The sequence below is a fragment of the Microcystis sp. M53598_WE2 genome, from assembly GCF_030067735.1.
GTDB lineage: Bacteria > Cyanobacteriota > Cyanobacteriia > Cyanobacteriales > Microcystaceae > Microcystis > Microcystis aeruginosa.
In genome coordinates this window covers 1-11,514 of record NZ_JASJFE010000825.1, presented here as the reverse complement: position 1 = coordinate 11,514, position 11,514 = coordinate 1, and the positions used below count along the sequence as shown (strand labels likewise).

Below are 11,514 nucleotides of genomic sequence, written 5' to 3'. Positions count from 1 at the left end.
TTGTCAATTGTTTTTGATCTAGAGCGAACTAATCAATTAAATCTCTTGCCAGATAAGGATTTAGTCGATTTGTGCTACCCCCTCGAACCATAACAAGTAACGAAGAGCCAAATTCTGTTGTCAATCTTAAGACATGTAAATTACCGCAATTCTTACTGCCGACCGACTCCTGACTTGAAAGAGGGTGTAGGGTGTGGAGTGTAGGGAAGGAAACCTCTTTCATCTTTGGTGGTGAAAATTTTTTCATCAGGACTGACTCCTTACCCCACAGTTAACTTTACTTTTGTCCAACTACTTATACCAAAAAAGATTATCTATTTATTTAAAAGCTGATGAGATGAAGATTTTATTGACAGCGACTCTCTTTCACCTTTCTATTAATTTTAGGTTTCTGCTAGGTCGAAATTTACTCTTTGATATAAATCTTGAAAAGAAATCTGCCAATCTACCGACACCAATTGTAAAACCGCATTTTCCCCCGTGACGAAATCAATTAACCATTGATCATCCTTTTGTTTATAGTAACGTTCCACACTATAACTAGATTGTTCGATCAGAATATATTCCTGAAAAGTTGGCAAGGAACGATAGAATTTAAACTTATCCCCTCGATCATAAGCTTGGGTAGAATTGGAGAGAATTTCGACAATAATTAAAGGATTGATCACGTTAGATTGACTATTCCCTTGATAGAGAGGTTTACCTTTAATCACCATCACATCGGGATAGGTGTAAATACTATAATCTGACAGCCATAAACGCACCGTTTCCATGTAGGTATAATAATCTTGATTATTGATATTTAAGGGAAAATTACGGCAAAAATTTAGACAAATCTGATTGTGATTAGTGGTGGCTCCTACCATTGGGATAATTTCTCCTTGACGATATTCATTTTTATCTTCGGATGTTTCCTCCAGAGCTAGATATTCTTCGGGAGTATAATATTTAGTTTCAGTAGCGCTTAACATTTTTGACTCTCCTTCCTATTCTATTTTCTAGGATACAGCATTTCCCTAAAAAGAGATAAAGTTATCCTTGAGCAAGGTTATCAATTGAGTTACTCGGATCATATTTTTTCCTTAATCTCTGGCAAAAAATGCGGAGAAATCCATAATTAAAAATCTAAGTATCAAAATTGCTCACTTCAAGGGTTAAGATAAACTAGATAAATAGTTTTATGTTTAGTTTCTCCTATGTTTAACTGGTTCCGTCGTCAGAAAGTCCAACCCGAACAAGAACAAACACCCCCCGCACCCGTAGAGGACACCCCCAGCGAGGCAACCCCGACGACTAGCGAGGCAACCAGTCAGGAAGAGTATTTAGATTGGGCCAAAAAAGCCTTTAAAAATATTCAAGAGAAAAAAGCCACGGCCGAGGCCGTCGTGAGCGAAACCCCTGAAACATCCATTGCTGAAACGGAATCTCCGCAAGAGCAAGAACCAGTTAAAGAAGAAGAAACCGAGGATAATACCCCCGCATGGCTGAAAAAATCTGATCGCCTCGAAATTCTTAAAGAAACCGCCATCGAAACCCCCACAGAACCAGATGAAGATTTTATCTGGTCGGCCAAAGTTTTAGCCAATCAGGGACGACAAGCAGAGGACGTTTCAGAAGAAGAAATCACCTGGTTAAAAAAATTGCGTCAGGGTTTAGGCAAAACGCGCCGCAGCTTGGTCAATCAGCTTAAGGCCGTGGTCGGTCAGGGTCCACTCAATCAAGATGCGGTGGAGGAAATCGAAGCTTTATTGCTTCAGGCCGATGTGGGGGTAGATGCCACCGATTATATTATCACTACCCTCCAAAATAAGCTAAAACAGGAAGCTTTGCCCCCCGAAAAAGCGATCGAATATCTCAAAGAAATTATCCGCGAGATTTTAGATGCACCTTTAGCCAATTATAGCAACCCCGGTTTTGAGCCAGAAAAAGGCAAATTAAATATATGGATGCTCACAGGAGTTAACGGAGTGGGTAAAACGACGACTATCGGCAAATTAGCCCATTTATCTAAACAATCTGGCTATAGCTGTATGATCGCCGCTGCCGACACCTTTCGCGCTGCTGCCGTGGAACAGGTGAAAGTTTGGGGAGAGCGATCGCAAGTCGAAGTAATTGCCAACCCGGGCAAAAATACCGACCCGGCCGCCGTGGTGTACGATGGCATCGAAGCCGCTAAATCCAGGGAGATAGAATTACTCTTAGTAGATACGGCGGGAAGATTGCAGAATAAAAAGAACTTAATGGCAGAATTAAGCAAAATTCGCCGCATTATCGACAAAAAAGCCGAGAGTGCTGTGGTGGAATCGCTTCTAGTTCTCGATGCCACTTTAGGACAAAACGGCCTGCGACAGGCAGAGGTTTTCTCGGAAGCTGCCCAATTAAGCGGCGTGATCCTGACTAAAATCGATGGTACAGCTAAAGGGGGTGTTGCCCTTGCCGTAGCGCGTCAGCTTAACCTACCGATTCGCTTTGTTGGCGCTGGGGAAGGAATCGAGGATCTGCGGCCCTTTTCCAGTTACGAATTCGTGGAAGCTTTACTGAGTGGCGATTAATCTCACCCTAGCTATCTTTCATAATCTTTTCATGGTTGCTTCATAATTGTCTCATTTTTAGTTATGCTAGAAATGGAGACTCAGGGTAACAACTATGCAAACGACAATTACAGTTAGTCATCTAGGAGTATATTATCGCGGCGTGGAAGCCCTACGGGATATCACCCTGAAAATTCATCCAGGACGATTAACCGGTATTATCGGTCCCAACGGTGCGGGCAAAAGTACCCTGATCAAAGCCATGCTAGGATTAATTCCCGTACAACAGGGAACCGTTAACTATCAAGGGCAATCTCTACAGCAACAACTGGATAAAGTCGCTTATGTTCCCCAAAGATCTCAAATCGACTGGACCTATCCCGTCACCGCTTGGGATGTGGTAATGATGGGGAGAGTCAGAAAAACGGGTTGGTTTCGTCCTTTTTCCCATATTAGTCGTCAACAGGCTTTAAATGCCCTAGAACGGGTGGAAATGGCTGATTTACGCCATCGTCCCCTCGGTCAGCTGTCGGGGGGACAACAGCAAAGAGTCTTTTTAGCCAGATCTTTGGCCCAAGAAGCGGAGATTTTCTGTTTTGATGAACCTTTCGTTGGGGTAGATCAAAAAACCGAGGGGGTTCTTTTTAATATCTTTGGTGAGTTAGCCCAAGAAAATAAAATTGTCATGGTGGTTAACCATGATTTAGGCGAATCTATCACCCATTTTGCTGATTTAATCCTCTTAAATAAAGAATTGATCCTCGCCGATCAACGATCTAAGGTCTTAACTGATTTTAATCTCCGGCGTGCCTATGGGGGTAAAGTCTCCTTCTACGATGCCATGACACCACCAGATCATCCCCGATCGAGTCTCGGTTATCTCGATCGCCTCTGGAAAAACAATGCGATAAACTAGAAGCGAAGATATTTTGGCTGACTGCCGATAGGGACACCAATGAAAACTATTTCCCCGCAAGAAGTAACAGGAACGATCGAACTGGCTCCTAACTATCGAATTCCCCTGTTTTTGGTAATTTTATCGCTGCCTTTACTCTTTTTACAGGTCTGGCTCGGCATAATTTTCTCCCTGTTAGGGCTATTCTTGATGTTCCAGACTACCCGCATTCGCCTCCATTTTACCCCCACTTCCTTAGATGTCTATCTGTCCGGGCAACAAATTCGCTCCTTTCCCTACCAAGAATGGCAAAATTGGCGGATTTTCTGGAACAAAGTCCCGATCCTATTTTATTTCAAAGAAATTAACAGCATTCATTTTTTGCCCATTATCTTTGACAGCGCAACCCTGAGACTCTGCCTCGAAAAATACTATCCTTTAGCAGCACCGCAAGCGATCGACTCAGAAGCGAACTAAGATTGAGATAAAATAAAATCTGGCTAATAGCGTCTTAAGTGGGTAGGTGTTAAAAATTGTCAGATCCCCCCGCCTATCGGCACCCCCCTTATTAAGGGGGGCAGGGGGGGATCCCCCCGCCTATCGGCACCCCCCTTATTAAGGGGGGCAGGGGGGATCAAAGGCAATATCTATCGTCTATTAATTAGAACCACTTACTTAATTGCCTGCCTTAGCCCTTTGTTCGCTCTGCATTTCTAAAGCCGATGAATTCAGAAGATTTTAATGTTTTACCCCTTGACAAAATGACAGACTTACCCAATGAATCTGTCGAAGAATTTAGTTTTGACGATCTCTGGAACGATCGCCCGGTAGAGAATCCGCTGCCATCGGCAATCGCCCCCGAAGGCGAATTAGTTCCCGCAGCGCAGGCGCAACCCCTGCGGGCAGAAATCGAGGCTCTAGAACGGCAAAAACAGAGCCTAGCGGCAGAAATATCGGCGTTAAAAGCGGAAAAAGAACGCTTGATCGCCGAGGAACTAGGAGATATCAAAGCTCAAATCGAAAGAATGCTCAAGGAAGGCGTAAAAGACCTAGAACAACGCAAACAGGCTTTAGAATTGGCGATCGAACAGTTAGAACGCCGTCGTGAGCGTATTCGGCAGGAAATGCGGAGTAATTTCGCCGGAGTCTCCCAGGACATAGCCGTGCGGGTTCAGGGATTTAAAGACTATCTGGTGGGCAGTTTACAGGATTTGGCCGCGGCTGCCGAACAGCTGGAATTACCCCGTTTTGAAACCCCCGAAAAATCCCCCCGCTCCGTGGAACCCCCCCTGCGGATCGAACGGGAGGAAAACCCGCGCCCATCCCGTGGCAGTCAAGGCCGGGATGATCGCGAAGAAAGTCCCCGTCCTTCCCGCACCAGTAACCAAGGCCGGGATAATTGGCAAGAACCCCGTCGTTCTAACCGTTCCGGTTATGAATCGGAACCTGTGGGGCAATCCACCCCTAGACAGGGCTTTTCTGACCAAAATCAGCGCATCCAAGCTCTTTTAGACCGTTATCGCAGTCGTCCTGATTATTACGGTCCCCCTTGGCAACTACGGCGCACTTTTGAACCAATTCACGCCGAACGGGTGCAACAGTGGTTCTTTAAACAGGGAGGCCGGGGTACTGTTCGCGGTATGGGCAGCCGTCTCCAGAATATTCTGGTCGCTTCGGCAATTATCTCGATTATGGCGGAATTACAGGGCGATCGCTTCCGTTCTCTAGTTCTGGCTAATAGTCCCGAACGTTTAGGCGAATGGCGGCGCGGCCTCCAAGATTGTCTCGGCATTTCCCGCGCCGATTTTGGACCAGACCGCGGCATCGTTCTCTTTGAGTCTCCCGAAGCTTTAATTCAAAAAGCGGAACGTTTAATCGAGGATAAGTATTCACCGCTCATTATCATCGATGATACCGAAGAACGGCTCAATTTCGCTCTTTTACAATTCCCCTACTGGTTAGCTTTTGCCCCTGAACCCCAACAAAGTTCTAGTTATTGGTAAGTACCTAAGCAAAATTAATTACACATCTAAGCCACTACTCCGTCAGACTTCTGGTGTGAGGAAACAGTGAACTGAAAACTCAAATCCGATCCCTAATAGCTGTCTCCCGTCTCCCGTCTCGGAGTCTCCTGTCTCGGAGTCTCCTGTCTCGGAGTCTCCTGTCTCGACTAGGAAATTAATTTTGCACGACTACTTAGTGATATGGAAAGAATCCCCTGTCACAGCGTAGCTTGACGGTGGGAGTATGTCAATTGATTCAAATTAATTAACTCGCTGCCATAAACGTTGAATTTCTTTCCTCAGTTGTGCATCAGGAGGCTGGCTAAATTGTACAGAAGGATTGACCTGCACACCGGGAATATTCTGATTCCAGGGACTGTTGGAGACTGATTCTAAGTTTATGCCACTTATCACAGGGCGAAACCCGTAGCGGACGAATACTTCCTGTTGGGAAGGCTGTCTGAGAAAGGCGACAAACTCCCTGGCTGCTTTCGCTTGTCCCTCATTCACATCCCGCCGTGCGATCGCCGCCGTCGCTACTGTCTCAATAGTCGGGTCAAGATAGTAGATTTGGTAAGGTTTTTCCTGGGTAGTTTGGGCCTGGGACCAGCGATAGAGGGCGATACTTTCGTAGGTAGTCGCCACATCAGCGTCGTTGGATCCGCGAGCAATAAATTCCTGCAAGAGAATGTCACTCGAAAGGGGCGGCTGATAGACGGAACGCTTAATCAGAGCAAACAAAGATTGAATTCCCGGCCCATTCAAGTTAGTACCAGCTAGGGGACTTCCGCCAAGATTGGACTGGGACCACAAACTTAAGGTTAACTGACCACTGTTGGAACGGCTAGGGTCTGTCATGACAAAATCGAAGCTTCCCCAGGTAGATTGTCCGCCGATAGCAGTCCAGTTACGCTTTTGCATGGCCCGTTCTACACTTTGCCATTGAAAGCGTCTCCCAGGGAAGATAACCTTTCCTCTCTCGGGCCAAGCGATACCCACCAGGAAGGTTTTGACAATGGGTTGGGGCGTATCGTAGAAGGGATTGCTTTCTCCCTGTACCGCCAGGCGATCGCGCAATTCCTCTAAGATTTCCCCATTGGCTGGAATGAGGATAGTAGGCGTAAAGTCATGTTTCTGGTCGATGTAGTTATTAACTATGTCCTGAGAGCCTTGAAACTTCAGTTCTAAGTTAATGTTGGGATGAGATGCCTCGAATTGTGGCTCTAGGACTGCCAATGGTTCTTGAAGTTCCGTCCCACTGACGATGGTAAGGTTTTGCTGCACGCCAGGAAGAGGTGCATAAGCTAAAGCGAAAGCAATTAGGGCGATCGCAGCCGAAATTATTGCCCGTCTGCGTTTCGATTGAGGGCTGTTTCTCCTAGTGGGAGGCGTTAAGAGTCCTGGTTGCATGGCGAGTAATTCTTGAATGCGGTTGTTAGTGGGAGGATGGGTGGCAAATAAGCGATTGACAAGTTTACCCTTGAAGGGATTAATAATTAGAAGGGGAGCTAACGCTGGGTTTTCTTCTGTGGATATTGACTGCTGTTGGCTGTTATTTTCTAATTTTTCTAAGGCGTTAGCGAGGGCGCGAGGATTTCCGGTTAAACTTGCTGAACCTGCATCAGCAGCATACTCTCTCGTTCGAGATATGGCTAATTGAGTTAAGGTAGCCGTAAGGGGCGCAAGTAGCAAGGTAGGGAATAAGGCGGCTAGGCGGATGGGATTGGCGTTGCGGTAGTTAAACATGGCAAACATTCCCGTCATTCCTGTTTCCGTGAGGAGAGAAATTGCTACAGAAATAGTGACAGCAACTGTAGCAGTAAGGGCATCACCGTGTTTAATGTGGCTAAGTTCGTGGGCGATAACGGCTTCTAATTCGTCTTCAGGAAGCAGTTTCATCAACCCTTCTGTAATGCAGACAACACCCCGTTGGGGATTCCTTCCAGTAGCAAAAGCATTAGGAGAAGAAGTAGGAATGATATACAGTTTAGGTTCTGGTAAATTTGCCCTGTAGCACAGCACTTCAACTATGGGTTTGAGTATAGCTTCTTCTTGAGAATTGGCAGGACGAACATCAAAAGCGGCTAAAACAACTTGGTCGGAATAGAACCAGAGACTAAAGTTAATTACAGCAGCAACAATTAAGCCAATAATAGCTCCAATTGTCCCGCCGATGAGTAGATAAGCCGTCAGAACTAAGATGCTGCTTAATAACGCTAATAAAGCAACTGTTTTTAAGAAGTTCATTACTCGTCAATCTCCAGGGTAGTATTGTGGTGTTGATTTTTCCAGTTTAGTTGATTTATTAGTCAGGTTCAAGAAATGATAAAATCAATATTTTCTTGAAAGCCACTCAATTCTTCACTCAAATTTCTTAACTCTATAAGTTCTTCCGAATTAGTCAAGTCAGCCGTCCGCAATTTATTTTGTAATTGTTGCAGAACCCCAGCCGAGTCTTGAATCACAGTGTACAAGCTAGTTAATTTTGCTTGACGAGTATCTTGTCCTTGTTGTGCTAATTCAATATTCCGTTCTAAACTGGCTTGCAACTGTTCTAATTGTTTACGAGATACACCGAAACTCGAACGAATTTTACTTTTAACTTCCAAGAGTTGCTGTTGTAACTCATTGATTGATAATAAGGATTCACTTTCTGGCAAACGTTGAGCAATTTGTTCTATTTTTGGGGGAAGTTCAATAGCACTATCGCAAGCTTGCTGTACGGCGATTAATAAGTCCATTTGCACTGAACTGCTGCTTAATAATTGGTTAGCTTCTTGACGCAGAACTTCTGCCTTTCCTGCTAAACTTTGAGCCGAACCTTGAATAACTTGCAGTTCCTGTTGTAATTGTTGTTTGACCCGTTTCTCCCCATCTGGTTCTCTAGCTTTCAAGGCGGTTGCGCCGACTACAGTTACCGCCAATGCTGTTGGTAAAGTAACAGTATTAGATAATCCCAAAAAGCGAACACCAACAACTAAAACGATCCCGCCTGCTAAAACGGCTAAAGGGTAATAAAGAGGGTTAGCAATTTTCATTTTTAGTTAACCGTTGATGATTGCTGGTTGATGATTTAGTAGATTAATTCAGGAATTAATCACAGTCTCTACATTTGGTTGACTTACAAATGCGCCTCGGAACTCCGAATTCCGCCCTGCGCTTGACTCGGCGGCGAAGCCACCTCCGAATTCCATTCATAATTCATAATTCATAATTCATTACTTAAAACTCTACTTGCAAGTCTCCCATCACAGTTGATATAGTCGCTGGATCTCCTTGACGATAGTAACCGCCGTTAACTTCGGCAATTTTTTGCAAAGCCTGGGGATTAAATTCTCCTTCTTTCCCATAACCAATAGTAAAGAAAGCAATTCGCTGATCGGAAGAAAAGCCACTCTTTTGCAACTCTTGTTCCAACTGATCCAGATTAATTTGTGACCCCGAATCTTCTCCATCAGTTAAGATTAACACGGCATTAATAGTATCAGTCCGCAAATTTTGAGATAGCCAGTTGCGGGCATAGAGGGCGCTATCATAAAGTCTGGTCCCACCACTGGACCGCAGTTGGCCAATAAATTCAATGCCGCGATCTCGCCCCTGTGGAGTTCCTTCTATAATCACAGGTTCGTTAATAACTGAATTGAAACTAATTAGGGCAATTCTTTCCTTCGGTCCCAGGTTCTGAACGTAATTAAGTAAAGTATTCTTAACTGATGTCAGTTTTTGCCCTTCCATCGACCCAGAAGTATCAATTACTACTGCTACTTGCGACGGTTTCTTGGCATAATTTTGCCAGCTTTTAAGCATGGCTTCAACTACTTCTGGTTGGGGCGAACGGTAAGAGTCATAGGTGGGTTGAGGATTCACGCCAAATTCAGCAGAAAACTTGCTTCCCAAGGCTACTCCTGGAACACCCGGTCGCAGTCCCAAATCTGTGGCAATTTGTTGGGTTTCGGGCAAAAGAATGAATTCAATTACCTTTTCAGCAGCTTCTTTTTCTCGGTCACTTATCCAAGGCGCATGGGCTAAAATTGCCCGCATATTGGAACTGAAAGTAGCCTTGGGATAGACGGCTTGATAGCGCGTTTGATTGGAACCAGCTTGGCTGTTAGCAGCAATTACCAAAGACTCGTAAACTGAGGCTACTGAAGCCCAAAAGGGTCCGTTGGCGACCATAGATTGGGCAAGGGAAGCGGTAGAAGTACCATAGCGAGTGATTTTACTCTGGATCTGTTGAATTTGTCCCTGATATTTTTCTACGTCAGCTACAGTCAGATCTTCTGGGCGCTTACCTGCTACAGCAGCAAATTGGGCCACCAGGGTTTGTAAGCCAGAATTAGAACGGGTAGGCGCGGTGTGGACGTAAGTGATGGGGAGGGGTGGGGCTTTGGGATCGAGTTGGCGGTAGTTACCCAATTTAGCTAGGGCGACGAAGGGATCTTCTACTTTTTCTAAACCCTTGGCGAGGTCAGCGGTTGTCATGAAAACCATCGGACTGTAGGCGATCAGGGGTGAGTCGGTAATTTCCGGGATGTAATTTTGTCCGGGAAATAGCTTGTTCATCTGGTAGATGAGTTGACTCTGATAAATTTCGCCATCGACGGATAAAAGGGTGGGAAATTCGGGCGCATCGGCTTTGAGAGTTCCATTTTGGTACTGTTGGGCCAGCGAGAGAATCGTTTGGACCACATCGCCGCTTCCTTTAGCTTCGCAACTGAGGTAAAAGGCTTCACCGCTAGCGAGTTTGGGTTGGCTTTGGTTCAATTTCGTGGCTGCTTGCTGACAGAATTGGGCTAGGTCGCTTCCCACGAGAAATTTGACTTCAAGTCCCTGTTGTCTGGGTTGTTGGCTTCCTTGTTGTTGGGGTTGCTGTCCACAAGCGCCTAGAAATACTAAGGTAGACAGGACGGTTAAGGGAGTAACTGAGGTTAAATAACGAGAAAAAGCAAGATTTTGGCGTTTAATCATGAGTCTTGACAGAGTAATAACCAATAAAGCACGAAGTTACTCGGATCAATGCAGATGGGATGAGAACATATTTCCCTAAAATGTCGGATGAATGCCCCCGCTAAATTTTTCGACAAGACATCAACCTTTGCGGGGGATGAAATCAGACCAAGATATTAACTGCGAAGCACTATTTTAATTCTACCATTTGTAGGTAAACTGTGTTATACTTAATTTAGCCAAAGGTCGAGGATGTTAGATGCTAGTCGTAGAAGCAAAGCTAAAAAACGGAACCCCAGATCAATATCACCAGCTTGATGAAGCTATCAAAACTTCTCAGTTTGTGCGTAACTCTTGTGTTCGTTATTGGATGGACAATCAAGGGACAACCCGTAATGATCTCCAAAAACTTTGTGCGGTACTAGCAGACAACAAAGAAACACCTTGGGTTAATAAATTAAACTCTCAAGCTCGTCAATCGGCTGCTGATAGAGCCTGGCAATCAATTACTAAATTTTACCAGAATTGTCATGCCAAGATACCAGGGGAAAAGGGTTTTCCTCGATTTAAAAAACATAGCCGTTCTGTTGAATACAAATTAACGGGCTACCAACTATCTGAGGATCGACGTAAAATCAGATTTACTGACGGTTTTAAAGCAGGAGAATTTGATTTATGGTGTAGTCAAAAGACGTTAGTTTATTATTCAGAACAACAGATTAGACGGGTAAGAGTTGTTAGACGTGCTGACGGTTATTATTGCCAGTTTCTGATTGACGTAGAACGGCAAGAATACCATAAACCAACGGGACAAATAACAGGAATTGACTTAGGGTTAAAGGAATTTTATACCGATGCTCAAGGTAATACTGTAGAGAATCCACGTTATTTAAGAAAGTCAGAAAAACGACTTCAAAAAGCACAACGACGATTATCTAAGAAATTCCGTAAAGGAAAGAAACAGTCTAAAAACTATCACAAGCAACGGATAAAAGTAGCTAGGCTTCATCTTAAAGTGTCAAGTCAACGTAAAGACAAAGCAATTAAAGACGCTTTGGCGTTAGTCCAGTCTAATGATCTGGTAGTCTATGAAGCTTTAAAGGTAAGAAACTTAGTCAAAAACCGTAAGCTTGCCAAG

At 44.6% G+C, this 11,514-nt stretch carries 9 protein-coding genes; 5 read left to right on the top strand and 4 right to left on the bottom strand.

Annotated elements, in window-relative coordinates:
* Positions 1–383: 383 nt before the first annotated feature.
* The gene (locus PX636_RS16765; RefSeq protein WP_288117933.1) at positions 384–971 is read right to left on the bottom strand and encodes a Uma2 family endonuclease; all 588 of its coding nucleotides are present in this window, start codon (positions 969–971) and stop codon (positions 384–386) included.
* 225 nt (positions 972–1,196) lie between these two features.
* Here PX636_RS16765 and ftsY point away from each other — a divergent pair, with 225 nt between their 5' ends.
* The 4 genes from ftsY to PX636_RS16745 all read left to right on the top strand — a co-directional run bounded on the left by ftsY (position 1,197) and on the right by PX636_RS16745 (position 5,429).
* A complete protein-coding gene (gene ftsY / locus PX636_RS16760; protein WP_288117931.1) occupies positions 1,197–2,552 on the top strand; it encodes a signal recognition particle-docking protein FtsY in 1,356 nt (451 codons plus the stop codon).
* Between the two features lie 94 nt (positions 2,553–2,646).
* Positions 2,647–3,447: a metal ABC transporter ATP-binding protein gene (locus tag PX636_RS16755; RefSeq protein ID WP_288117929.1), complete on the top strand. Its 801-nt coding sequence runs from the start codon at positions 2,647–2,649 to the stop codon at positions 3,445–3,447.
* 39 nt (positions 3,448–3,486) lie between these two features.
* Entirely contained in the window at positions 3,487–3,903 is a 417-nt protein-coding gene (locus PX636_RS16750; protein WP_288117927.1) for a DUF3119 family protein, read from the top strand.
* A 245-nt stretch (positions 3,904–4,148) separates the two neighbouring features.
* Complete coding sequence (locus PX636_RS16745; protein ID WP_288117926.1) at positions 4,149–5,429, top strand: DUF3086 domain-containing protein; 1,281 nt, start codon at positions 4,149–4,151, stop codon at positions 5,427–5,429.
* Between the two features lie 261 nt (positions 5,430–5,690).
* Here the strand turns inward: PX636_RS16745 and PX636_RS16740 are convergent, their stop codons facing one another.
* The 3 genes from PX636_RS16740 to PX636_RS16730 all read right to left on the bottom strand — a co-directional run bounded on the left by PX636_RS16740 (position 5,691) and on the right by PX636_RS16730 (position 10,397).
* Positions 5,691–7,676: a M48 family metalloprotease gene (locus PX636_RS16740; protein WP_004163390.1), complete on the bottom strand. Its 1,986-nt coding sequence runs from the start codon at positions 7,674–7,676 to the stop codon at positions 5,691–5,693.
* A 68-nt stretch (positions 7,677–7,744) separates the two neighbouring features.
* Positions 7,745–8,467: a DNA repair protein RecN gene (locus tag PX636_RS16735; protein WP_004163389.1), complete on the bottom strand. Its 723-nt coding sequence runs from the start codon at positions 8,465–8,467 to the stop codon at positions 7,745–7,747.
* A 184-nt stretch (positions 8,468–8,651) separates the two neighbouring features.
* A complete protein-coding gene (locus tag PX636_RS16730; protein WP_288117924.1) occupies positions 8,652–10,397 on the bottom strand; it encodes a VWA domain-containing protein in 1,746 nt (581 codons plus the stop codon).
* Between the two features lie 238 nt (positions 10,398–10,635).
* Here PX636_RS16730 and PX636_RS16725 point away from each other — a divergent pair.
* On the top strand, positions 10,636–11,514 hold an 879-nt coding region (locus PX636_RS16725), incomplete at its 3' end, for an RNA-guided endonuclease InsQ/TnpB family protein (protein WP_288117922.1).

Bases quoted from the DNA above. Each gene is read 5' to 3' on its own strand.
- PX636_RS16765 (WP_288117933.1), bottom strand. From the start codon at position 971: ATGTTAAGCGCTACTGAAACTAAATATTATACTCCCGAAGAATATCTA.
- ftsY (WP_288117931.1), top strand. From the start codon at position 1,197: ATGTTTAACTGGTTCCGTCGTCAGAAAGTCCAACCCGAACAAGAACAA.
- PX636_RS16755 (WP_288117929.1), top strand. From the start codon at position 2,647: ATGCAAACGACAATTACAGTTAGTCATCTAGGAGTATATTATCGCGGC.
- PX636_RS16750 (WP_288117927.1), top strand. From the start codon at position 3,487: ATGAAAACTATTTCCCCGCAAGAAGTAACAGGAACGATCGAACTGGCT.
- PX636_RS16745 (WP_288117926.1), top strand. From the start codon at position 4,149: ATGAATTCAGAAGATTTTAATGTTTTACCCCTTGACAAAATGACAGAC.
- PX636_RS16740 (WP_004163390.1), bottom strand. From the start codon at position 7,676: ATGAACTTCTTAAAAACAGTTGCTTTATTAGCGTTATTAAGCAGCATC.
- PX636_RS16735 (WP_004163389.1), bottom strand. From the start codon at position 8,467: ATGAAAATTGCTAACCCTCTTTATTACCCTTTAGCCGTTTTAGCAGGC.
- PX636_RS16730 (WP_288117924.1), bottom strand. From the start codon at position 10,397: ATGATTAAACGCCAAAATCTTGCTTTTTCTCGTTATTTAACCTCAGTT.